At 72.5% G+C, this 22,268-nt stretch carries 24 protein-coding genes; 15 read left to right on the top strand and 9 right to left on the bottom strand.

Going from position 1 to position 22,268, the window contains the following annotated elements; all coding sequences use genetic code 11:
* Nucleotides 1–2 precede the first annotated feature (2 nt).
* The gene (locus JQT67_RS03595) at nt 3–974 is read left to right on the top strand and encodes an NAD(P)H-quinone oxidoreductase (RefSeq protein ID WP_208063600.1); all 972 of its coding nucleotides are present in this window, start codon (nt 3–5) and stop codon (nt 972–974) included.
* Between the two features lie 9 nt (nt 975–983).
* On the opposite strand, the gene JQT67_RS03590 is transcribed toward JQT67_RS03595, so the two are convergent.
* Nucleotides 984–1,862, bottom strand: a complete 879-nt coding sequence (locus JQT67_RS03590; RefSeq protein WP_208063549.1) for a LysR substrate-binding domain-containing protein — start codon at nt 1,860–1,862, stop codon at nt 984–986.
* A gap of 75 nt (nt 1,863–1,937) precedes the next feature.
* Between JQT67_RS03590 and JQT67_RS03585 the strand changes: the two genes are divergently transcribed.
* Genes JQT67_RS03585 through JQT67_RS03565 form a run of 5 tightly spaced genes read left to right on the top strand, consistent with a single transcriptional unit; the run spans nt 1,938 to nt 7,095 of the window.
* A complete protein-coding gene (locus JQT67_RS03585) occupies nt 1,938–3,344 on the top strand; it encodes an aldehyde dehydrogenase family protein (RefSeq protein ID WP_208063548.1) in 1,407 nt (468 codons plus the stop codon).
* Nucleotides 3,341–3,733 carry a carboxymuconolactone decarboxylase family protein gene (locus tag JQT67_RS03580; RefSeq protein ID WP_208063547.1) on the top strand — a complete coding sequence of 131 codons (393 nt, stop codon included), beginning with the start codon at nt 3,341–3,343 and terminating at the stop codon, nt 3,731–3,733. Before JQT67_RS03585 ends, JQT67_RS03580 begins: the two co-directional genes overlap by 4 nt.
* On the top strand, nt 3,730–4,620 hold the full coding sequence (locus JQT67_RS03575; protein ID WP_208063546.1) for an NAD(P)-dependent oxidoreductase: 891 nt from the start codon (nt 3,730–3,732) through the stop codon (nt 4,618–4,620). Before JQT67_RS03580 ends, JQT67_RS03575 begins: the two co-directional genes overlap by 4 nt.
* Nucleotides 4,617–5,708, top strand: coding sequence for a zinc-binding dehydrogenase (locus JQT67_RS03570; RefSeq protein WP_208063545.1), 1,092 nt, complete (start codon nt 4,617–4,619; stop codon nt 5,706–5,708). The genes JQT67_RS03575 and JQT67_RS03570 overlap by 4 nt, the downstream gene beginning before the upstream one ends.
* Before the next feature lie 28 nt (nt 5,709–5,736).
* On the top strand, nt 5,737–7,095 hold the full coding sequence (locus tag JQT67_RS03565) for an MFS transporter (RefSeq protein WP_208063544.1): 1,359 nt from the start codon (nt 5,737–5,739) through the stop codon (nt 7,093–7,095).
* Between the two features lie 60 nt (nt 7,096–7,155).
* On the opposite strand, the gene JQT67_RS03560 is transcribed toward JQT67_RS03565, so the two are convergent.
* The 6 genes from JQT67_RS03560 to JQT67_RS03535 all read right to left on the bottom strand — a co-directional run bounded on the left by JQT67_RS03560 (nt 7,156) and on the right by JQT67_RS03535 (nt 11,890).
* Complete coding sequence (locus JQT67_RS03560) at nt 7,156–8,415, bottom strand: alpha-hydroxy acid oxidase (protein WP_208063543.1); 1,260 nt, start codon at nt 8,413–8,415, stop codon at nt 7,156–7,158.
* A gap of 46 nt (nt 8,416–8,461) precedes the next feature.
* Complete coding sequence (locus JQT67_RS03555; protein ID WP_208063542.1) at nt 8,462–9,793, bottom strand: MFS transporter; 1,332 nt, start codon at nt 9,791–9,793, stop codon at nt 8,462–8,464.
* A 124-nt stretch (nt 9,794–9,917) separates the two neighbouring features.
* Nucleotides 9,918–10,619, bottom strand: coding sequence for a FadR/GntR family transcriptional regulator (locus JQT67_RS03550; RefSeq protein WP_208063541.1), 702 nt, complete (start codon nt 10,617–10,619; stop codon nt 9,918–9,920).
* Between the two features lie 53 nt (nt 10,620–10,672).
* On the bottom strand, nt 10,673–10,852 hold the full coding sequence (locus JQT67_RS03545) for a type II toxin-antitoxin system RelE/ParE family toxin (RefSeq protein ID WP_307864193.1): 180 nt from the start codon (nt 10,850–10,852) through the stop codon (nt 10,673–10,675).
* A 74-nt stretch (nt 10,853–10,926) separates the two neighbouring features.
* Nucleotides 10,927–11,187 (bottom strand): type II toxin-antitoxin system prevent-host-death family antitoxin, encoded by a 261-nt coding sequence (locus JQT67_RS03540; RefSeq protein WP_208063539.1) that lies wholly within the window; start codon nt 11,185–11,187, stop codon nt 10,927–10,929.
* A 55-nt stretch (nt 11,188–11,242) separates the two neighbouring features.
* Entirely contained in the window at nt 11,243–11,890 is a 648-nt protein-coding gene (locus JQT67_RS03535) for a hypothetical protein (RefSeq protein ID WP_208063538.1), read from the bottom strand.
* A gap of 151 nt (nt 11,891–12,041) precedes the next feature.
* On the opposite strand from JQT67_RS03535, the gene JQT67_RS03530 reads away from it, so the two are divergent.
* The 6 genes from JQT67_RS03530 to JQT67_RS03505 all read left to right on the top strand — a co-directional run bounded on the left by JQT67_RS03530 (nt 12,042) and on the right by JQT67_RS03505 (nt 19,106).
* Nucleotides 12,042–12,974 carry an SDR family oxidoreductase gene (locus JQT67_RS03530; RefSeq protein WP_208063537.1) on the top strand — a complete coding sequence of 311 codons (933 nt, stop codon included), beginning with the start codon at nt 12,042–12,044 and terminating at the stop codon, nt 12,972–12,974.
* Between the two features lie 124 nt (nt 12,975–13,098).
* A complete protein-coding gene (locus JQT67_RS03525) occupies nt 13,099–13,497 on the top strand; it encodes a VanZ family protein (RefSeq protein ID WP_208063536.1) in 399 nt (132 codons plus the stop codon).
* Between the two features lie 122 nt (nt 13,498–13,619).
* Complete coding sequence (locus JQT67_RS03520; RefSeq protein ID WP_208063535.1) at nt 13,620–14,648, top strand: 3-oxoacyl-ACP synthase III; 1,029 nt, start codon at nt 13,620–13,622, stop codon at nt 14,646–14,648.
* A complete protein-coding gene (locus JQT67_RS03515; protein ID WP_374222115.1) occupies nt 14,645–17,464 on the top strand; it encodes an alpha/beta fold hydrolase in 2,820 nt (939 codons plus the stop codon). Before JQT67_RS03520 ends, JQT67_RS03515 begins: the two co-directional genes overlap by 4 nt.
* A complete protein-coding gene (locus JQT67_RS03510; RefSeq protein WP_208063534.1) occupies nt 17,461–18,429 on the top strand; it encodes an NAD-dependent epimerase/dehydratase family protein in 969 nt (322 codons plus the stop codon). Before JQT67_RS03515 ends, JQT67_RS03510 begins: the two co-directional genes overlap by 4 nt.
* Before the next feature lie 89 nt (nt 18,430–18,518).
* Nucleotides 18,519–19,106, top strand: a complete 588-nt coding sequence (locus JQT67_RS03505) for a cysteine hydrolase family protein (RefSeq protein ID WP_208063533.1) — start codon at nt 18,519–18,521, stop codon at nt 19,104–19,106.
* Nucleotides 19,107–19,117: 11 nt separating this feature from the next.
* Here JQT67_RS03505 and ctlX read toward each other — a convergent pair whose 3' ends face one another.
* Both ctlX and JQT67_RS03495 read right to left on the bottom strand, forming a co-directional pair.
* Complete coding sequence (ctlX, locus tag JQT67_RS03500; RefSeq protein ID WP_208063532.1) at nt 19,118–20,116, bottom strand: citrulline utilization hydrolase CtlX; 999 nt, start codon at nt 20,114–20,116, stop codon at nt 19,118–19,120.
* Between the two features lie 76 nt (nt 20,117–20,192).
* On the bottom strand, nt 20,193–20,591 hold the full coding sequence (locus JQT67_RS03495; RefSeq protein ID WP_208063531.1) for a cupin domain-containing protein: 399 nt from the start codon (nt 20,589–20,591) through the stop codon (nt 20,193–20,195).
* A 55-nt stretch (nt 20,592–20,646) separates the two neighbouring features.
* On the opposite strand from JQT67_RS03495, the gene JQT67_RS03490 reads away from it, so the two are divergent.
* The 3 genes from JQT67_RS03490 (at nt 20,647) to JQT67_RS03480 (ending at nt 22,218) form a co-directional block, all read left to right on the top strand.
* Entirely contained in the window at nt 20,647–20,976 is a 330-nt protein-coding gene (locus JQT67_RS03490) for a LuxR family transcriptional regulator (RefSeq protein WP_208063530.1), read from the top strand.
* Between the two features lie 4 nt (nt 20,977–20,980).
* Nucleotides 20,981–21,961 (top strand): NAD(P)H-quinone oxidoreductase, encoded by a 981-nt coding sequence (locus JQT67_RS03485; protein WP_307864192.1) that lies wholly within the window; start codon nt 20,981–20,983, stop codon nt 21,959–21,961.
* 110 nt (nt 21,962–22,071) lie between these two features.
* Nucleotides 22,072–22,218, top strand: coding sequence for a hypothetical protein (locus JQT67_RS03480; protein WP_021011530.1), 147 nt, complete (start codon nt 22,072–22,074; stop codon nt 22,216–22,218).
* Nucleotides 22,219–22,268: the final 50 nt, after the last annotated feature.

The raw sequence follows: 22,268 nt of genomic DNA, 5'->3' as shown, positions 1-22,268 counted from the left end.
CGATGAGGTTCGAGGTCGAGGGGCCGATGGAGTGGGCGGATGCGCCCGACCCGGTCGCGGGGGAGGGCGAGGTGGTCGTCGAGGTCGCCGCCGCCGCCGTGAACCGCGCCGATCTCATGCAGCGGGCCGGCAAGTACCCGCCGCCCGCGGGGGAGTCGGAGGTGCTCGGCCTCGAGTGCTCGGGCACGATCGTGGCGCTCGGCGAGGGCGTCGAGGGCTGGGCCGTCGGCGACGAGGTGTGCGCGCTGCTCGCGGGCGGCGGCTACGCCGAGCGGGTCGCGGTGCCCGCGACGCAGCTGCTGCCGGTGCCCGAGGGCGTCACGCTCGTCGAGGCGGCGGCGCTGCCCGAGGCCGCGTGCACGGTGTGGAGCGCGATCCGCGATCTGCCGGAGCCCGAGCCGGGTGAGCTCGCCCTCGTGCACGGCGGCTCGGGTGGCATGGGCACGATGGCGATCCAGCTGCTGCGCGCGCTCGGCTGGCGCGTCGCGGCGACCGCGAGCGCGCGCCACCGCGAGCTCTGCGCATCGCTCGGGGCGGAGCTCGTCATCGACTACCGCGGCGAGGACTTCGTCGACGTGGTGCTCGGCGCGACCGACGGCCGCGGGGCGGGCTTCGTGCTCGACGTCATCGGCGCGAGCTACCTCGACCGCAACCTCCAGGCGCTCGCGCTCGACGGCGCGATGACCGTCATCGCGGTGCAGGGCGGCACGAAGGCCGAGGTCGACCTGCGCCGGCTGATGCAGCGGCGCGTGACGCTCCGCGCGATGACGCTCCGCGCGCGCCCTCGCACCGGTGGCCGAGGCTCGAAGGCGGAGGTCGTGCGGCAGGTGCGCGAGGTCGTCTGGCCGCTCATCGCGGCCGGGGAGGTGAAGCCCGTGATCGGCGAGCGCGTGCCGCTCGCGGAGGCGGCCCGCGCGCACGAGCTCATGGGCTCGCCCGAGGCGCCGGGCGGCAAGCTGCTGCTCGTGCGCTGAGGATGCTTCCTACGCGGCGACGCGAGCCGGAGCGGTCGCTTCAGCGACGTGGCTGACGAAGGCACGGAGGTTCGCCGAGCCGGCGTCCTTCCGCCAGGTCAGCCACGTCTCGGCCCTGCCGAGGTCGCCGATCTCGCGGATGTGGACGCCGGCTGCGCCCGGCAGCGATTCGAGCAGCGACTGCGGGATCATCGCGATGCCGGCACCCGACGCGACGCACGCGACCATCGAGTAGTACGAGGAGATCTCGACGGCCCTCGACGGGACGACTCGTGCAGCCGCAAGCCAGTCCTCGAAGCGCTGGCGGTAGGAGCAGTGGAAGCCGAAGACGAAGGCGGTCGGGTTCGAGTCCCAGTACGCGTCGTCGTCACCACGAGTGCTGGGGGGTGCGATCACGACGAGCTGCTCGTCGAACGCCTTCCGGCCGACGAGCAAGGGGCTCGCGGGCGCCCCGTCGGTGAAGACCGCGCTGAGCTTGCCCGACATCACCTGGTCGAACATCCGGCCCGACGGGCCAGCCTCGAGCTCGACGTCCACGTCGGGGTAGGCCAGGTGGAAGTCGGCGAGGATCGATGGGATGCGCACCGCCGCGGTGCTCTCGAGCGCGCCGATCCGGAATCGTCCTCGCGGCCGCTGGCCGCTCGCGACTCCCTTGGCCTCATCGACGAGCTCCAGGATGCGCCTCGCGTAGTCCAGGAAGACCATCCCGTCGGCCGACAGCGACGACTGGCGCTTGTCGCGGACGAGCAGCTGCAGCCCGAGCTCCGCCTCGAGCTGCCGGATGCGCGTCGAGACGTTGGACGGCGCTCGCAGCATCGCGTCGGCCGCTCGGGTGACGCCGCCGTGGTCCGCCACTGCGACGAAGGTCTCGAGGTGGACGAGCTCCATCGTTCTCGCTTTCAGAAGTGATCGTTCGGAAGATGCTACTTCATCGAACAGTCCGAGCCTCGTACGGTCGATCGCATGGCATCGACGACGATCACTGAGCGCGTCCGCGGCGCGCTGACCAACCCGGCCACCGGCGAGCCGCTTCCAGAGCGGCCGCGACTGGACGATGCCGCACTCGACGCCCTCATCGAGCGTGCCGTGGCGGCCCAGCGGACCTGGGCCGCCGTGCCGGTCGCCGATCGCGCGGATGTGTTCCTGCGCATGGCGTCGCTCATGCGACGCGATGCGCGCGTCATCGCCGAGACCGTGACGACCGAGATCGGGAAGCCGATCACCCAGTCGCTCGCGGAGGTCGAGAAGGCGGCGTCGGCTCTCGACTGGTACGCCGAGCGCGCCGAGCGGCTGCTCGCGCCCGATGCGACCGAGGTCCCGGAGGCCGTGATCGAGCACCGACCGCTCGGCGTCGTGCTCGCGGTCGAGCCGTGGAACTTCCCCGTCTGGCAGGTCCTGCGCGGCGGAGCGGGCATCCTGCTCGCCGGGAACGCGCAAGCGCTCAAGCCGGCGCACACGACGGTCGGCTCAGCCGAGCACCTCGAGCGGCTCTGGTCGGAAGCCGGGCTCCCGGCCGGCGCGTTCTCGGTGCTGAACATCGCTTCCGAGCAGACGCACCGGTTGATCGCCGACGACCGAGTCGCTGCCGTCACGCTCACGGGCGGAGGCGCGGCGGGCGCTGCGGTCGCCGAGTCCGCCGGTCGCCACCTCAAGCGGGTCACGCTCGAGCTCGGCGGCAACGATGCGCTCATCGTCATGCCGGACGCCGACCTCGCGGCTGCCGCGCAGGCGGCTGTCGACAGCCGGTACGCCAACACGGGCCAGGTGTGCATCGCCACCAAGCGCATCATCCTGCACCAGCAGATCGCCGAGGAGTTCCTCGCGGAGTTCCTGCCGCGAGTCCGCTCGCTGGTCGTGGGCGATCCGATGGAGCCCGCGACGCAGATCGGACCGCTCGCGCGCGCCGACATTCGCGACGACGTCGTCGACCAGATCGAGCGATCGCTCGAGGGCGGTGCGACGCTGCTCCTCGGCGGCACGCAGAGCGACCACGGCCGGAACTACGTCGAGCCGACGGTCCTCGGGGACGTGCGTCCCGGCGTCGTCGCCTTCGACGAGGAGATCTTCGGGCCGGTCGTCGCGGTGGTGGTCGCGGAGAGCGCCGAGGAGGCCGTCGCGCTCGCGAACCGCTCGCCGTGGGGTCTCAGCGCCTCGCTCTGGACCGCGGATTCCGCCGCAGCCCGAGCGATCGCGGCGCAGCTGGAGGTGGGCAGCGTCTTCGTCAACAAGGGCACCGTGTCGGACGTACGCGTGCCGATCGGCGGAGTGAAGGCGAGCGGCTTCGGTCGCGAGCTCGCCGAGCACGGCGTCAAGGAGTTCACGAACCCGCAGACGGTGTGGGTGGTCGAGACCGAGGGAGGTCGGCGGTGAAGGACGAGCTGTTCGAGCGGGGGCTCGCGACCCGCAAGTCCGTGCTGGGCGAGGCCCACGTCGAGAAGAGCCTCGGCAGTTCCGACGAGTTCTCGATGCCGATGCAGGAGATGGTGACCTGCTACTGCTGGGGCGACATCTGGAACCGGCCCGGCCTCGAGCGAGCAGAGCGCAGCCTCATCAACCTCGCCATGATCTCGGCGCTCAACCGTCCGCACGAGCTCAAGGTGCACGTGCGCGGCGCCATCAACAACGGCGTCATGAAGGAGCAGATCCAGGAGGTCTTCCTCCAGGTCGCGATCTACTGCGGCGCGCCCGCGGCACTCGAGTCGTTCCGGCTCGCTCGCGAGGTCTTCGCCGAGATGGAGCGCGAGGCGGCCGACTCATGACTCGCATCCGCTTCATCGGACTCGGCAACATGGGCACGCCGATGGTGCGCCGCTTGGCCACGGCAGGGCACGAGGTCGCCGTCGACGACATCGATCGCGACCGCGTCGCCCAGCTGGCGGCAGCGACGCCCGGTGTGCACGTGGCCGCCGACCTGGCACGCGACTGGGCGTCGGTCGTCATCACGATGCTCCCGACCTCTGCGATCGTCGAGTCGGCGCTCGAGGCGACCGGCCTCGTCGACGAGCTCGAGCGCGGGACGCTCGTGATCGACATGTCGTCCTCCGAGCCCGCTCGCTCTCGATCGCTCGCTGAGCGACTCCGGGCGAAGGGCCTGCGCTACCTCGACGCGCCGGTCTCCGGCGGCGTCCGGGGCGCGGAGGCCGGCACGCTCGCCATCATGGTCGGCGGCGACGCGGAGGCGCTCGAGTCGGCGATGCCGATGCTGGAGGCGATGGGCCGCCGGATCGTGCACGCAGGCGGCGCGGGCGCCGGACACGCTGCCAAGGCGCTCAACAACCTCGTCTCCGCCGCATCGATCGTCGCCACCGTCGAGGCGATGCGCGCTGCGGAGGCGTTCGGCATCGATCCCGCGACCTTCGTCGAGGTGCTGAACGGCTCGTCCGGGCGCAGTGTGACGAGCGAGCAGAAGGCCGCGCAGTTCATGCTCTCGGGCTCGTTCGGCTCCGGCTTCCCGATCGGCCTCATGAGCAAGGACGTCTCGATCGCGGTCGACCTGGCTACGTCGCTGGATGCGCCGATCGAGCTCGGCGCGCACGTCGCCGGGCTCTGGCGTGCCGCCACAGAGCGCTTCGCCGATGAGGACCACACCCGCATGTACGAGCTCCTCACCGAGGTGGAGCTCGCCGCACAGGAGGCAGGGCGATGACCGAGACAGGACGCGTCGCGGTGATGACCGCGCCGGGCGAGCTCGCGTACCAGGAGTATCCGGTGCCCACGGCAGCGCCCGACGAGCTCGTGCTCGAGATCGCGCGCGCCAACGTGTGCGGCAGCGAGCTGCACATCTGGAACGGGAAGCACCCGGTGAAGAAGCGGGGCGGGCTCGGGCACGAGATGCTCGGCGTCGTCCGAGAGCTCGGTGCGCGCCGCCAGGTCGACAACCGTGGTGAGCCGCTCGCGGTCGGCGACCGCGTCGTGGTGACCTACTTCCAGACCTGCGAGGAGTGCTTCCAGTGCCTGCAGGGCGACCGGAACCTCTGCGATCGCGCCTACGAGTTCTTCGCGAAGCAGCCCGAGGAAGCGCCGCACTTCCACTCGGCGTTCGCGACGCACTACGTCGTGCACCCGAAGCAGCACGTGTTCAAGGTGCCCGACGCCATCCCCGATGCGGTCGCCGCCGGTGCGAACTGCGCGCTCTCGCAAGTGATGTTCGGCATCTCCAAGACGCCCCTCGGCTACGGCGCGACCTTCCTGATCCAAGGGGCGGGCGGGCTCGGCCTCAACGCGATCCCGGTCGCGAAGGAGCTGGGTGCACGCGTCATCGTCATCGACGGAGTCGCCTCGAGGCTCGAGCAGGCGAAGGCGTTCGGCGCCGACCACACGATCGACATGTCTGAGGTCACCGACGTGGATGCTCGGGTCGAGCTCGTGCGGTCCCTCACCGACGGGCGCGGACCCGACGTCGCCCTCGAGGTGACCGGCGTGCCGGCCGCCTTCGGCGAGGGGCTGGAGCACGTGCGCCGCGGCGGTACGTACCTGGTGATGGGCAACCTCTCGCCGGGTGCGACCGTTCCCTTCGACCCGGGCTACGTCACCCGCAAGGCGCTCACGATCCGCCACGTCGACCGCTACGAGGGCCGCTGGCTCGCGAAGGCGATCGACTTCCTCGCCGCCAACCTCGAGCGGTACCCCTTCGACCACCTGGTCGACGCCGAGTTCGGCTTCGACCGGATCCAGGATGCGCTCGACCAGTCCCTCGCGCGCACCGTCACCCGCGCAGCCGTCGTGCTGCGCTAGTCCCACCACCACACAGATCGGAACAACGATGTCCCAGACCATGTCGGCACCGCCGGCGCAGTTCAGCGAAGCGGAGCTCAAGACCGCGCGTCGCAAGAGCCTCTTCTCCGGCACGATTGGCGCCGTCATCGAGTGGTACGAGTACACCGTCTACGCGACCGCGGCGGCGCTCGTGTTCGGCACGCTCTTCTTCCCGAGCGACCAGCCGGGCGTCTCGCAGATCGCGGCCCTCGCGAGCTTCGGCGTCGGATTCCTCGCCCGCCCCGTCGGCGCGTTCGTCGCTGGCCACCTCGGCGACCGGATCGGTCGCAAGGCGACCCTCATCCTGACGTTCCTCATCATGACCGGCGCGACCGCCGCGATCGGGCTGCTGCCGACCTACGCGACGATCGGCATCTGGGCACCCCTGCTGCTGTGCATCCTGCGGCTCGCGCAGGGCTTCGCGATCGGCGGCGAATGGGGCGGCGCGGCGATCATCGCGGTCGAGAGCGCCGAGAAGGGTCGCCGAGGGTTCTTCGGCGCGTGGCCGCAGATCGGCGTCTCGTGCGGATTCCTGCTCGGCACCGCCGCGGTCGCGCTCTCGCAGTGGATCTCGGGCGACGCATTCAGCGACTGGGGCTGGCGCATGCCGTTCCTCATCAGCATCGTGCTCGCGGCAGTCGGCATGTACATCCGCCTCAATGCGATGGAGAGCCCGGCCTTCCTCGCCGCGAAGGAGGAGGCTGAGCGCCGCCAGGAGAAGATGAAGGCACCGATCCCGGAGCTCTTCAAGCACCACCGCAAGCCGCTGTTCATCGCGCTCTTCTCGCGCTTCGCGGAGGCGGGCAACTACTACCTCTTCACGGTCTTCCTGCTCTCGTACGTCGCCACGACGCTCGAGCTGCCTGCGCACTACGGGCCGATCGCGGTCATGGTGGGCTCGGCCCTCAACATCATCGCGATCCCGTTCTTCGGTCACCTCTCCGACCGGATCGGCCGCAAGAAGACCTTCCTGTTCGGTGCCGCGGTCATCATCGCGAGCGCGTGGCCGATCTTCGAGCTCGTGCGCACTGGCGAGCTCTGGGCCATCGTGCTCGGCGTCGCCATCTTCCTCGCCGTCGGCCACGCCGCCGTCTACTCGGTGCTGCCCGCGTTCTACAGCGAGCTGTTCCCGACCGAGGTGCGCTACACGGGCATCTCTGTCGGCTACCAGACGGCGGCGATCCTGCTCGCCGGCTTCACCCCGGCGATCGCGGCCTGGCTCGTGCAGGTCTTCGGCGGCACGTGGCCACTCGTCGTGATCATCATCGTCACGACGGTCATCGCGGCGATTGCCGTCATGGCGGCCCGGGAGTCGAAGGACTTCGACCTCGACCGGATCGGCCAGGCCGACCCGTACGAGCGCTGATCGACAGCAGAAGGGCCCGGGTGCATACCCGGGCCCTTCTGCATGCGTGCGATCGTGAGGTCAGCGCACCGACGGCACCGACGCATCCGTCTGCACCGGCATCAGCCGGCGCAGCTGCGTGACGTGACGCGGCTCGAGCTCCTCGAGCGACGAGACGCCGAGCAGCGCCATCGTGCGCGCGATCTCGGAGCGGAGGATCGCGATCGTGCGGTCGACGCCCTGGCGGCCGCCGGCCATGAGGCCGTAGAGGTAGGCGCGGCCGATGAGCGTGAACTTCGCGCCGAGCGCGACCGACGCGACGATGTCGGCGCCGTTCATGATGCCCGTGTCGATCATGACCGTCGCATCCTTGCCGACCTCGCGCACGACCTGGGGCAGCAGGTGGAACGGCACGGGGGCGCGGTCGAGCTGGCGGCCGCCGTGGTTCGACAGGATGATGCCGTCGACGCCGAGGTCGATGAGCTTCACCGCGTCGGGCACGTTCTGCACGCCCTTCACGACGAGCTTGCCCGGCCACATGCTGCGGATGACGTCGAGGTCCTCGTACGAGATCGTCGGATCCATCGCCGAGTTCAGCAGCTCGCCGACCGTGCCGCCGGTCGTCGAGAGCGATGCGAACTCGAGCTTCGGCGTCGTGAGGAAGTCGAACCACCACCACGGCCGCGGGATCGCGTTCGCGATCGTCTTGATCGACAGCTGCGGCGGGATCGAGAAGCCGTTGCGGGTGTCGCGCAGGCGCGCGCCGGCGATCGGGGTGTCGACCGTGAACATGAGGGTGTCGAAGCCCGCCGCCGCCGCGCGCTCGACGAGGCCGTAGGAGATCTCGCGCTGGCGCATGACGTAGAGCTGGAACCAGTTGCGGCCGTGCGGGTTGACCGCCTTGACGTCCTCGATCGTCGTCGTGCCGAGCGTCGAGAGCGTGAAGGGGATGCCCGCGGCGGCCGCGGCGCCGGCGCCGGCCGTCTCGCCCTCGGTCTGCATGAGGCGCGTGAAGCCCGTCGGGGCGATGCCGAAGGGCATCGCGCTCGGGCCGCCGAGCACCTCGGTCGACATGTCGACGCGCTCGGCCGGGCGCAGGATGTCGGGGTGGAACTCGACGTCCTCGAACGCCTGCCGGGCGCGGGCGAGCGAGACCTCGCCGTCGGCGGCACCGTCGGTGTAGTCGAAGGCGGCCGCGGGGGTGCGGCGCTTCGCGATCGCGCGCAGGTCGTCGATCGTGAGCGCGGCGTTCAGGCGCCGGCGGCGACCGTCGAAGTCGGGCTTCTTGAACTGCATGAGCTCCATGAGCTCGAGCGGCTTGGGCAGTTGGCGCTTCACCATGGTGTGCCTGCTGTTCCTTCCGGGATGAGTGGATGCGTTCGGTCGCTCAGCGCGCGTCGGCGTCGGCGGGCACGTCGAGGTCGCTCGGCTCGTGGTGCGCGACGTGCTTGATGAAGAACGAGGCGATCACCGAGAGGCCGGCGCACGCGGCGACGTAGACGGCGATCGGCCACCACTGGCCGCCACTCGCCTCGAGCAGCCACGCGGCGATGAGCGGCGCGGTGCCGCCGAAGATCGCGGCGCCCACCTGGTAGCCGAGGGTCGCGCCGGTGTAGCGCACCTCCGGGCTGAAGCTCTCGGCGATGAGCGTGCCGAGGATCGCGTTGACGCTGCCCCACAGGATGCCGAAGGCGACGATCGTCGCGGCGAAGACCGCCCACGTCTCGCCGATGTTGAGCACCCAGTAGTACGGCACGACGAGCACGATCGTGGTGATCGCCGAGAAGCGGTAGAGCACCGCGCGACCGACCTTGTCGGAGAGGTGGCCGAAGAACGGCATCCAGATGGTCGCGACGAGCGCGGCCGCGGCGACCGCGAGCAGCACCGTGTTCTGCCGCACGTCGAGGATGTTCGTCGCGTAGGCGATCACGTAGGTGCCGAAGATGTAGAACGGGCCGGTCTCGGCGGCCTTCGCGCCGATCGAGACGAGCACAGCGCGCCAGTGCTTCGTCAGCACCTCCTTGATCGGCAGGCGCAGGCGCGCGCCGGTCTCGCGGATGCGCTTGAACTCGGGCGTCTCGTCGAGGCCGTTGCGGATCCACAGGCCGATGAAGACGAGCACGATCGAGCCGACGAACGGCACGCGCCAGCCCCACGAGAGGAACTGGTCCTCGGGCAGGAGCGTGAGCAGCGCGACGACGGCCGAGGCGAGCAGGAGGCCGAGCGAGATGCCCATCTGCGGCACGGCGCCGTACAGGCCGCGGCGGTGCTTCGGCGCGTACTCGTAGGCGAGCAGCAGCGCGCCGCCCCACTCGCCGCCGATGCCGATGCCCTGCAGGATGCGGAACAGCAGCAGCAGGATGGGCGCCGCGATGCCGATCGCGGCGTAGTCGGGCAGCAGGCCGATCGCGACCGTGCCGCCGCCCATGAGCATGAGCGTGAGGAAGAGGGTCTTCTTGCGGCCGATGCGGTCGCCGATGTGGGCGAAGACGATGCCGCCGACGGGGCGGAAGAAGAAGGTGAGCGAGAACGACGCGTAGGCGAGCATCGTCGACAGGAACGGGTCGTCGGTCGGGAAGAAGGTCTTGTTGAAGACCAGCGCCGCGACGGTGCCGTAGACGAGGAAGTCGAACCACTCGATGACGGAGCCGGAGAGGCTGCCGATGAGGACGCGGTAGTTGAGGCGCTCCGGCGGGGCCGCCGTAGTCGTGCTGGACAAGAGTTCTCTCCCTCGAGAAGGTGCACGGGATGTGGTCAGACCATGTGGTCGAACCACAGAGACAGTACGCGCACGGCGTTGCGGCGGTCAAGCGGCGGATGCGTCGGCCCGCGCGCCGCTCGGATCACGCGTCGGGCGTCGGCGCGCTCTGCGAGGTCTCGCGGTAGTAGCCGCGGATGTGGGCCCGGATGCGCTCGGCCGCGCCGTCGGGGTCGTCGGCGCGCAGCCGCTCGAGGATCCCGCGGTGCTCGCTCCGCAGCCGCACGGCGGTCGACGGCCAGTCGGGGAGGGCCTCGGCGCGCTCCCGCGTGTGGTCCGCGATCGAGGTGCGCAGCGCATCCATCAGTGTCGACAGGAGCGGGTTGTGCGCGGCGCGCGCGATCGTGACGTGGAACTCGGCGTCGAGCTCGAGGAAGTCGGGCACGGCGAGCGCCGGGTCGTCCATGCGGTCGAGCAGCGCCTCGGCGGCGGCGACGTCGCGCTCGTCGAGCTGCGCGTGCTCGGCGCTCCACGTCTCGAGCAGCAGCCGCGCCTCGTAGATGTGCGCGTGCTCGACGTGCCGGGTCGCGAGCTGCATGCTGAGGGCGAGCGCGAGGGCTTGCTCGGGCGCGGCGGTGAGGATCGTGCCGGAGCGCGGGCCGGAGCCGGTCGACGTGCGGATGGTGCCGAGCGCCTCGAGCACGCGCAGCGCCTCGCGCAGCGACCCCCGCGAGATGCCGAGCGCCTCGGCGAGCGCGCGCTCGCCGGGCAGGTGATCGCCGATCGTGAGTCGGCCGCTCTGCAGCTCCTCGGTCACCCACGCCATCACGCGCTCGTGCGTCTTCATCGCTCCCGAGTATCCCAGCGGTGCTGCGCTGTGCTCGCCGTGCCTCGCCTCGCTCAGCGGTAGACGGTGTCGCGCCTGCCCAGTGTCACGACGATCACGAGCAGACGATCGTCCTCGATCGCGTAGATCACCCGGTAGTCGCCGCTGCGAACCCGCCACTCCGGCCGCCCGGTGAGCTTCTTCGCGGCCGGCGGCCGCGGATCGTCGGCGAGCAGCTCGAGGATCGCCTGCACGCGGCGCTTGCCGTCCGGTGGCAGCTTCCGAAGGGCGCGAGCCGCTGCGCCAAGCAGCTCGACGCGGTAGCGACTCACGAGAGGCCGAGGTCGCGCTTCACCTCGTCCCACGGCACGGGCACCTCGTCGAGGCGCTCGGCCTCGTCCTCTGCTGCCGCCGCCGCCCTGATGTCGGCCAGCTCCTCCGCGTCGTCGAGCAGCCGTCGCAGCACGTCGGCGTCGACGATCGCGGCGACCTCGCGATCGCGGCGCGTGAGGTAGACGGGTGCGGTCCGCGCCCGGTCGACGAGTGTCGAGAGCCGGTCACGCGCGGCGGTGATGGTGACCCGATCCATGGCGCGAGGGTAGCGCCGCTGCCCGAGAATGGGAAGAAAAGCCGGTCTTGCCATGTCAGCCCACGAGGCCGGACGGGAGCATCGGCTTGGCGGAGAGCTCGCCCGGGCGCATGCCGACCGAGAGCAGCAGCGCCATCATCACCTCTTCCGCGACGGTCCACACCGAGCAGCCCGGCACCAGCGAGACCGCTGGGTTGCCGTGCTCGCACCGCTCCCACTCGAGCTGGGCGAAGCGCTGCGGGAGCGGTGTGAAGTGCATCAGGCGCAGCTCCCAGCCGCCGTCCTCCTCGACGCAGACGGTGACTCCGGCGGGCGCATCGACCGGCACCCGGCCGTCCGGCCACGGCTCGTGCTCGTGCTCCGAGCACGGTTGGATGCCGCGCGCGGCGATGTCCTCCGGGAGGAGCGCGGCGACAGGGACGACCGAGGCGGCACCACCGCACATGCGCACGTGGTCGAGCACTTGCACGAGCTCGTGCAGATCGTGCTTCCAGACCGGGTTGCCGAGGCGCGAGCCTCTCAGCATCCGCCTGGCCGCCGCATCGCCCTCGCGCGGGCCGAGCGGCGTCTGTGCTCGCAAGCGCACCGGTGCGCCGGCGTGCCGCGCGACCTGCTCGGCCTCGGAGCGCGTGCGCGCGATGCACTCGAACGAACCGCCTCCCGTGACGTCGAAGGTGAACCGGTGGGTCGCATCCGCTCTCATGTCCGCAGGATGCGCGCGGTGGGCGCGGCTTCGTGCGACCCGGACGACTGCCTGTGGAGAACTGCCACCTCCACACGCGCTGTGCGCGAGCCGGACGCCGCGCTCAGCCCCGCTGGTTACCGTGCTGACCCCCGACGCGAAGGAGCCAGCCATGACCGACCAGACGCACGCCGACGACGCGCACCTCGAGACCACCGACCAGCTGACGTTCCAGAACCCCGTCGACCGCTACCCCGCGATCGAGCCGCCCGAGCAGCACCAGGAGGAGCCGGGGCTCGACTCCGAGATGACGCCCAAGAGCGACCGCGGCGAGCACTCCTACCGCGGCACCGGCCGCCTGCAGGGCCGCAAGGCGCTCATCACCGGCGCCGACTCCGGCATCGGTGCCGCGGTCGCGATCGCCTTCGCGCGCGAGGGCGCCGACGTCGCCATCAACTACCTGCCCGCCGAGGAGTCCGACGCGCAGTGGGTCAAGGGCATCATCGAGGCTGAGGGCCGCACGGCCGTCCTCCTCCCCGGCGACCTCACCGACGCATCCTTCTGCGAGACCCTCGTGACGGATGCGGTGCAGGGCCTGGGCGGGCTCGACATCCTCGTGAACAACGCGGGCAAGCAGATCGCGCGCGAGAGCCTCGAGGAGCTCCCCGACGAGCAGCTCGTCGAGATTTTCCAGGTCAACATCCTCGCGATGTTCCGCATCACGAAGGCGGCGCTCAAGCACCTCAAGCCCGGCTCGACGATCATCAATACGACGTCGATCGTCGCCTACATGGCGCCGCCCGTGCTGCTCGACTACGCGTCGACGAAGGCAGCGATCAACAACTTCACGAAGGGGCTCGGGCAGCAGCTCGCGCCGAAGGGCATCCGGGTCAACGCGGTCGCGCCGGGCCCGATCTGGACGCCGTTGCAGCCGACCGACGGCCAGCCGAAGGAGGAGCTGCCGGAGTTCGGCAAGTCGACGCCGCTCGGCCGCGCCGGCCAGCCGACCGAGCTCGCGCCCGCCTACGTGTTCCTCGCCTCGCCCGAGTCGAGCTATGTGATCGGCGAGACGCTCAACGTGAACGGCGGCATGCCGACGCCCTGACGCTGCGACAGGTATGTGGCGGTCGGCTGCCATCCGCTCCGGATGAGCGCCGATCGCCATATGTCTGTGCTGCGGAGAAGCGCGATGGGCGGGCGCGGCGCTCGCGGGATGCGACGATCGACGCATGAGCGGACGGGGGTGGCGGCGCGCGGCGGCGGTGCTCTTCGCGCTCGCGCTCGTCGCGCAGCTCGTCGTGCTCTACGTGCCCGACCCGCCGTCCGACATCCCGGCGCCGCCCGGCTCCGACAAGCTCGTCCACTTCGCGGTGTTCGCCGCGCCGGCGCTGCTCGGCGTGCTCGCGGGGCTCCGGCCGCTCTGGCTCGGCGCGGCGCTCGTGGCGCACGCCGTGCCCTCCGAGCTCGTGCAGCACGTGCTGCTGCCGGGCCGCTCTGGCGACGCGTGGGATGCGGTGGCCGACGTCGCCGGCGTCGCCGTCGGCCTCGCGGTCGGCTGGCTCGCGCGCCGCGATGCGCGCGGCACGATCCGCACGGCGGATCGCGACCCGATGCATCCCCCGTCCTGACGCGTCCACATCCCGACGCCGGATGCGGCGATCCCGACGCACCCATGCAGATCGACCACAGGTCGCGTCGATACCGTTATCGATGCGCGACCGCGCCCAGCCGCCTCCCACGGAGACCCCATATGACAGGCAACGCGACCACCCGCTTCGACAACGTCGCCCTGCTGTCGGTCGCGAGCACCCTGCCCAGCCGGGTGACGACCTCCGAGGACATCGAGCACCGCCTCGGTGACGCGCTCTCGCGGCTGCGCCTCAAGGGCGGGCTGCTGCGCCGGGTCGCTGGCGTGCTCGAGCGCCGCAACTGGGATGCGACGGCGGGGGAGTCCGCTGACGCCGCGACCGTCGACGCGGGTCGCCGCGCGCTCGCCGAGGCGGGCGTCGAGCCGGGCCAGGTGGGCCTGCTCATCAACACGAGCGTCACACGCAAGCACCTCGAGCCCTCCGTCGCCGTGCGCCTGCACCACGAGCTCGGGCTGCCGACGAGCGCGATCAACTTCGACGTCGCGAACGCGTGCCTCGGCTTCGTCAACGGCATGAGCCTCGCGAGCGGCATGATCGAGTCAGGTCAGATCGACTACGCGATCGTCGTCAACGGCGAGGATGCCGACGACATCCAGGTCAACACGATCGACCGGCTGCTGCGCGACGACGTCGACCGGACGAGCTTCTTGAGCGAGTTCGCCACTCTCACGCTCGGCTCCGGCTCCGCCGCCGCCGTGCTCGGCCGCGCCGACAAGCACCCGGACGGCCACCGCATCCTCGGCGGCGTCACGCGCGCCGCGACGCAGTTCCACGACCTGTGCGTCGGCAGCGTCGACGGCATGTACACGAACGCGAAGGAGCTGCTGAAGGGCGGCCTCGACCTCGTCGTCTCCGCCTGGCGCGAGGCGGCGCCCGAGTGGAACTGGTCGAAGATGGACCGCTACATCACGCACCAGGTCTCCTCGGTGCACACGAACGCGATCATCAAGGCGGCGGGCCTCGACCCCGCCCGCGTGCCCACGACCTTCCCGCGCCTCGGCAACGTCGGCCCCGCATCCATCCCCATCACGCTCGTCGAGGAGCGGAAGCACCTGCAGCGCGGCGATCGCGTGCTGCTCATGGGCGTCGGCTCGGGCCTCAACACGGCCATGATGGAGCTCGCCTGGTGACTGCTCCCGCCGCCCCCGCCGCGCTGCCGCCGACGGGGCTGCCGGGGCTCGAGCCCGCCTGGAGCCGGCTCGTCGCCGTGCCGGGCACGGGGGCGGATGCGGGACGCACCCGCACGTGGCACGTCCTGGACTCAGGCGCCGAGCTCGAGCGCCTCGGAGCAACGCCCGTCGGCACGATCCTCGCGGTGCACGGCAACCCGACGTGGAGCTACCTGTGGCGATCGATGCTCGCCGCGTCGGTCGCGGCGGCGTCGGCCGGGGAGCCGGCGTGGCGCGTCATCGCCGTCGACCAGCTCGAGATGGGCTACTCCGAGCGCACCGGGATGCACCGCCCGCTCGCGCAGCGCGTCGCCGACCTCTCGGGGCTGACGGATGCGTTGGGGCTTGAAGGCCCGGTCGTCACCCTCGGGCACGACTGGGGCGGCGTCGTCTCGCTCGGCTGGGCGGTCGACCACCCGCAGCTGCTCGCGGGCGTGGCGCTGCTCAACACGGCGATCCACCACCCGGAGGGCGTGCCGATCCCCGCGCCGCTGCGGCTCGCCGGCGCTCGCGGCGTGCTCGCCGCATCGACGGTCGCGACGACCGCGTTCCTCGACACGACGCTCACGCTCGCGAGTCCGCCGCTGCCGGCCGAGGTGAAGGACGCGTACCGTGCCCCCTATCGCTCGGCCGACCGGCGCGGCAGCATCGGTGGCTTCGTCGCCGACATCCCCGCCGACGCCTCGCACGAGAGCCGACCGGAGCTCGACCGCATCGCCGCTGGCGTCGCCGCGCTCGAGGTGCCGGCGCTCATGCTGTGGGGGCCGAAGGACCCGATCTTCGGCGACCGCTACCTCGACGACCTCGTCGACCGGCTGCCGCACGCCGACGTGCACCGCTTCGAGGGCGCGAACCACCTCGTCGCGGAGGAGCGCCCCTACGCGGCCGCGATCCTCAACTGGCTCCCCACCGGCCCCACCCCCGCTCGTCGAGTAGGCGCCCCCATTCCCGCTCGTCGAGTAGGCGCCGAAGGCGCCGTATCGAGACGGGAGGGACAGGTCTCGATACGTCGTCCTGCGGACGACTACTCGACCAACGGGGGACTGCCGGACGACTACTCGACCAACGGGGGACTGCCGGACGACTACTCGACCAACGGGCCGGACGCGTTCCGCCCCCTCTGGTCCGGCCTCGACGCCCGCGCCACCGACGACGACGTCGCCGTCATCGACATGGCCACGAAGCGCGGCCCCGCCCGCCGCGTCACCTGGCGCCAGCTCCACGACCGCGTGCTCGACCTCGCTGCGGGCCTCGCCGAGCTCGGCGTGCAGCGCGGCGACCGCGTCTCGCTCCTCGTCCAGCCCGGGCCGACCCTCACCGCCGTCATCTACGCATGCCTGCGCATCGGCGCGGTCGTCGTCGTGGCCGACGCCGGCCTCGGCGTCAAGGGGCTCACGCGCGCCGTCCGCGGCGCGTGGCCCGACGTCATCATCGGCGAGCGGCTCGGCCTCACCGCCGCCCGCACGCTCGGCTGGCCGGGCATGCGCATCTCCGCCGAGCGGCTGCCCTACGCCGCGAAGGCCGCGCTCGACGTCTCGCACAGCCTCGGCCAGGTCGCCGCGCTCGGCGCCGCGATCCGCTCGAGCGGTGAGGCGCCGCCGCCCGAGCCCGGCCCCGACGACGACGCCGCGATCCTCTTCACCTCCGGCTCCACGGGCCCCGCGAAGGGCGTCGTGTACCGCCACGGCCAGCTGAGCGCGCTCCGCGACGTGCTCGCCCGCCACCTCGAGATCACCCCCGAGACCGGCCTCGTCACGGGTTTCGCCCCCTTCGCGCTGCTCGGGCCCGCGCTCGGCACCCGCTCGGCGACGCCCGACATGGACGTCTCCGCGCCCCGCACCCTCACCGCGACCGCCGTCGCCGCGGGGGTCCGCGCGTCCGAGGCGGGCATCGTCTTCCTCTCGCCCGCGGCGGTGCTCAACGTCGTGGCGACGGCGGATGCGCTCGGTCCCGACGAGCGCGCCGCGCTCGCGCGCGTGCACACGTTCCTCTCCACCGGGGCACCGATCGGCGAGGCACTGCTCGCCTCGGCCGCCGAGGTGATGCCGAACGCGACGCCGCACACTCCCTACGGCATGACCGAGTGCCTGCTCGTGACCGACGTGACGCTCGACGGCATCCGGGCCGCCGCATCCGCACCCGACGCCGGCGTGTGCGTCGGGAAGCCCATCGGCGACAACCGCGTGCTCGTGAGCGCGCTCGACGCCGACGGCCTCGCGACCGGTGAGCCGAGCGCCGAGCCCGGCGTGCTCGGCGAGATCGTCATCGCCGCGCGGCACCTCAAGGACCACTACGACCGCCTCTGGCTCACCGACCGCATGGCGGCGCGCGACACCGAGGCGCTCGTCGACGCGGACGCGCCCCGCTGGCACCGCACCGGCGACCTCGGCCACCTCGACGCCGAGGGGCGCGTGTGGATCGAGGGCCGCACGCAGCATGTCATCGTCGCCGCCGACGGCCCGATCGCGCCCGTCGGCCCCGAGCAGGACGCCGAGTCGGTCGACGGCGTGCGCCGCGCGGGCGTCATCGGCGTCGGCCCGCACGGGCTGCGGCAGGCCGTCGCGGTCGTCGAGACCATCCCGCCCGTCGCGCGCCCCGGCCTCGCCGAGCCGGAGCTCGCCGCCGCCGTGCGCGAGCGCTCCCGCGTGCCGCTCGCCGCCGTGCTCGCGGTGCCGCAGCTGCCGACCGACATCCGCCACAACTCCAAGATCGACCGCTCCCGCCTGTCGGGCTGGGCCGAGCGCGTGCTCGCGGGCGAGAAGCCGAGCGCGCCGTGATCGTCGTCGTCACCGGCGCATCCGGCTTCCTCGGCCGCGCCGTCGCCGCAGAGCTCGTCGCCGCCGGCCACGAGGTGCGCACCCTGCAGCGGCGCGCGTCGCAGGTGCCCGAGGCGACGGATGTCCTGGGCTCCGTCACCGACGCATCCCTCGTCGCGCGCGCCCTCGAGGGCGCCGAGGGGGTCGTGCACCTCGCCGCGAAGGTCTCGCTCGCCGGCGACCCGGCCGACTTCCGCCGCGTGAACGTCGACGGCACCCGCACGATGCTCGACGCCGCCGAGCGCGCGGGCGTCTCGCGCTTCGTGCAGGTCTCGTCGCCCTCGGTCGCGCACGCGGGCGCGGCGCTCGCGGGCGTCGGCGCCGAGCCGGCCTCGCCCGAGCACGCGCGCGGCGACTACGCGCGCACCAAGGCGGAAGCCGAGCTGCTCGCGCTGTCCCGCGACTCCGCCTCGATGCGGGTCGTCGCCGTGCGGCCGCACCTCGTGTGGGGCCCGGGAGACCCGCAGCTCACCGAGCGCATCATCGACCGCGCGCGCCGCGGCACGCTGCCGCTGCTCGACGGCGGCACCGCGCTCATCGACTCGACCTACGTCGACAACGCCGCGAGCGGGATCGTCGCGGCCCTGGGGCGCGCCGACGCCGCCCACGGCAACGCCTACGTCATCACGAACGGCGAGCCCCGAGCGGTCGGCGACCTCATGGCCGGCATCTGCCTCGCCGCGGGCGTGCGGCCGCCGCGCTTCAGCGTGCCGGCCGCGCTCGCGAAGGCCGCGGGCAGCGCGATCGAGCGGGCGTGGGCGGTCCGGCCGGGGCAGGACGAGCCGCCCATGACGCGCTTCCTCGCCGAGCAGCTCTCGACCGCCCACTGGTTCGACCAGCGCGACACGCGCCGCGACCTCGATTGGACGCCGAGCGTCTCGATCGACGAGGGCCTCCGCCGCCTCCAGGCGCACTACCGCCGCTGACCGCGCTGATCGCCGCCTGGCGGGATCTTGCGCGAGATCGGCAGTCCCGCCGCTGGCCCCTCCGGCCCGCCGACCCCCACACTCGGAGCATGAACACCGCCCTCATCGTCATCGACGTGCAGGAATCGTTCCGCCGCCAGTCGCGGTGGGACCGCATCTCGAACCCCGGCATCGCCGCCGACGTCGCCCGGCTCGTCGAGCACGCCCGAGCCGTGGGCGACCCGGTGCTGTGGGTGCTGCACGCCGAGCCGGGCTCGGGCGGCGCCTTCGATCCGGAGTCGGGCGCGGTGCGCCTGCTCGACGGGCTCGAGCCGGCCGCCGGAGAGCCCGTGCTCGTCAAGCGCGTGCACAACGCCTTCACGACCACCGACCTCGAGCAGCAGCTCGAGCGGCGCGGCATCCGCTCGGTGCGGCTCGCCGGCATCCGCACCGAGCAGTGCGTCGAGACGACCGCCCGGCTCGCGAGCGACCTCGGCTACCGGGTCGAGGTCGTGCTCGACGCGACCGCGACGCATCCGCTCGCCCTGCACGACGGCTCGGGCGAGCTCTCCGCCGACGAGGTGATCGCCCGCACCGCCGCCGCCCTGGCGGGGAGGTTCGCGACGATCACGACGATCGCCGAGGTGCTCGGCGCCGCCGTCCCCGTCGAGCCCGCGGGCGCGCCCGGCGCCGCGTAGCGCCCGCAGACTCAGCCGAGCGCGGTCGCCTCGGCGGCGAGCGCGTCGTCCGCCGCCGCGTGCCCGGGCCGCACGCCCGGCCGCGGGTCGAGGTGGATGCCGGCGATCATGCAGCGCACCGAGCCGCCCGAGAGCTCGAGCGTCGGGATGTCGACCGCGACGATCTCGGCCGAGCGCTCGATCGCGGCGACCTGGTCATCGCGCAGCGAGCGCCGCGCGCGCGCCGACATCGCCACGATCGGCCGCCAGCTGCCGTCGGCGTGCCGACCGGTCAGCTCGATCGCGTTGCCCGCGAACTCGCCGACCTGCGCCTCGGTGAGCTCGACGACCTGCCGACCGTGCACCGACAGGCGCTCGCGGAGCGCTTCACGACGCGACGCATCCGGCACCATCTCGAGCGCGAACATCGCCATGCGGGTGCCGATCCAGCCGAGCACGTTGGTGTGGTAGACCGGCAGGCCGCCCGAGTCGAAGGCGTCGAACGCCATCGGCTCGTAGGCGAAGTCGGCGCAGAAGCGCTCGAGCGCGACCTGGTCGGCGCGGTGGCTGCGCGCCATGTAGGCGACGCGCGAGTCGTGGTCGATCACCATCGCGCCCGTGCCCTCGAGGAAGATGCCGTCGGCCTCGAGGCCCGAGTAGTCGACGATCGTCTGCACCCGGTAGTGCGCCTTGAGCATCTCGAGCACGTCGCCGCGGCGCTCGTGCCGCCGGTTCGCGGCGAACATCGGGAAGACGCCGACCATGCCACCCGGATGCGTCGAGATCCAGTTGTTGGGGAAGACGCTGTCGGGGCGCGTGGGGTCGTCGTCGTCGAAGACGTGCACCGTCACGCCCGCCGCACGGAGCGCGTCGGCGACCGCGTCCATCTCGCGCGTCGCCTGCGCCGACAGGGCCGCGGGGTCGACCGCGGGCGGGTCGGCCTGGAAGGCGTTGTCGGCGGCCGTCGCGGGGTTCACGCGGAACCGGCGCGAGCGTACGAGGATGACGGCGGAGGGGGCGACGTTGCTCACGAGAGCCGAATGTAGCGCGCGCCGACGCCCCAGGCGGGCACCGGGCGAGCGATCTTGATCGAGGGCTGAGCGCGCGTCAGTCGGCGGGCCGCGCGCCGATGCCCAAGCCGCCCTTCCGCCGGTGCACCGAGAGGTAGCGGAGGCCCTCCTCGCCCGCGGTCACCGCGCGCCGCGAGCCGCGCGGCAGCCACACGATCGCGCCCGCTCGCAGCGCGACCGGCTCGCCGTCGGTCTCGAGCGTGCCGGCGCCCGCGAGCACGTGCCACAGCACGTCCTCGGCCGGCCCGTCGTGCGGCTCGATGCGCCCGAGCGGCGGGAGCGCGATGACGTTCGCGTCGAGGTGCCGCTCGGGCTCCGCGAGCCGCCACACCGCGCCGCGCTCGTCGGCCGCGCCGGTGCGCGCGGCGAGCGCTGCGCCGTCGGCCACGACGCGAGGCGCGCCGAGCGCGCCCTCGTGACCCACCGCATCCGCCATGTCCGCCTCCGCGGCCAGGCTAGAGCCCCGGCGCGATCCCCGGCATGCTGGGGGCATGGACGCCGTGCACCTGCCCACCCTCGCCGACGAGCTGCTCGCGACCGCGCGCGAGGCCTCGAGCGGCCGCGCCGGGCGGTCGACCCGCTCGGGCCGCGGGCTCTCGCTGCGGCAGACGGTGCTCGCGCTCACCGAGGGCAACGGCATGGACGACCACTCCGCGAACGGCGAGGGCACGCTGCACGTGCTCGTCGGCCGCGTGCGGCTGCGGTGGGGGAGCGCGTCGGTCGAGCTCGCGGCGGGCGACCTCGTCGACATCCCCGACGAGACGCACGCGGTGGATGCGCTCACCGACGCGGTGCTGCTGCTCACGATCGCGGTGCGGTGACGACGTGAAGGCGATCCGGCAGCGCGCGGCGGGCGCGCCGCTCGAGTGGGCGGATGCGCCCGATCCCGTCGCGGGGCACGGCGAGGTCGTCATCGACGTCGTCGCGACCGCCGTCAACCGGGCCGACGTCATGCAGGCGGCGGGCAAGTACCCGCCGCCGCCCGGCGCCTCCGAGATCCTCGGGCTCGAGTGCTCGGGCACGATCACGGCGCTCGGCGAGGGCGTGGAGGGAATCACGCTCGGCGAGCCGGTGTGCGCGCTGCTCGCAGGCGGCGGCTACGCCGAGCGGGTCGCGGTGCCGGCGACGCAAGTGCTGCCCGTGCCTGCCGCCATCGCGCTCGACGAGGCGGCGGCGCTCCCCGAGGCGGTCCTCACCGTCTGGACCGCGATCCGCGACGTGCCGCCGTCCTCGCCCGACGGCCTCGCGCTCGTGCACGGGGGCTCGGGCGGCATCGGCACGATGGCGATCCTGCTGCTGCGCGCCCGCGGCTGGCGCGTCGCGACGACCGCGAGCGCGCGCCACCACGACCTCGTGCGATCGCTCGGCGCCGAGCTCGTGATCGACTACCGCTCGGAGGACTTCGTCGAGGCGGTGCTCGGCGCGACCGAGGGCCGCGGCGCCGAGCTCGTGCTCGACGTCATCGGCGCCGACTACCTCGACCGCAACCTCGACGCCCTCGCGCTCGACGGCGCGCTCACGATCATCGCCGTGCAGGGTGGCTCGAGGGCCGAGGTCGACCTGCGACGGCTCATGCAGCGCCGGGTGACGCTCCGCGCCATGACGCTCCGCGCGCGCCCGATCGAGGGGCGCGGCTCGAAGGCGGATGCGGTGGCCCAGGTGCGCGAGCACGTCTGGCCGCTCTTCTCGACCGGCGAGATCCGCCCCGTGATCGGCGCGACGATGCCGCTCGCCGAGGCCGGCCGAGCGCACCAGCTCATGGGGTCGGCGGACGCCCCTGGCGGCAAGATCCTGCTCGTGCGGTAGGGGCCTCGCGGGCCGTCCGCACCGCCGCGACGGCGCGTCGCAGCGCCTCTCCCATGTGGGTGGCCGGTGGTGGGATCGAGCCCAAGGGTTCGATTCGAGGAGGCATCACCATGGCACGCAGCGAGCGCAGCACGCGCTTCGGGACGGCGAAGACATCGTGGCTCCAGCGCCACACGGTCGCGGTGGAGGCCGAGCACCAGCTGCTCGAGCACGACCGACTGCGAGCGCAGGTGCAGGCCACGCGCGGCCTGCTCTAGCAGCGCGGCACACCATCGGCGAGCGGCGGCCGGGCCGCCCGCCGCGCCTC

It is taken from the genome of Agrococcus sp. TF02-05 (assembly GCF_017565345.1).
In the GTDB taxonomy this organism is placed as follows: domain Bacteria; phylum Actinomycetota; class Actinomycetes; order Actinomycetales; family Microbacteriaceae; genus Agrococcus; species Agrococcus pavilionensis.
This window is presented reverse-complemented; position numbering and strand designations above follow the sequence as displayed.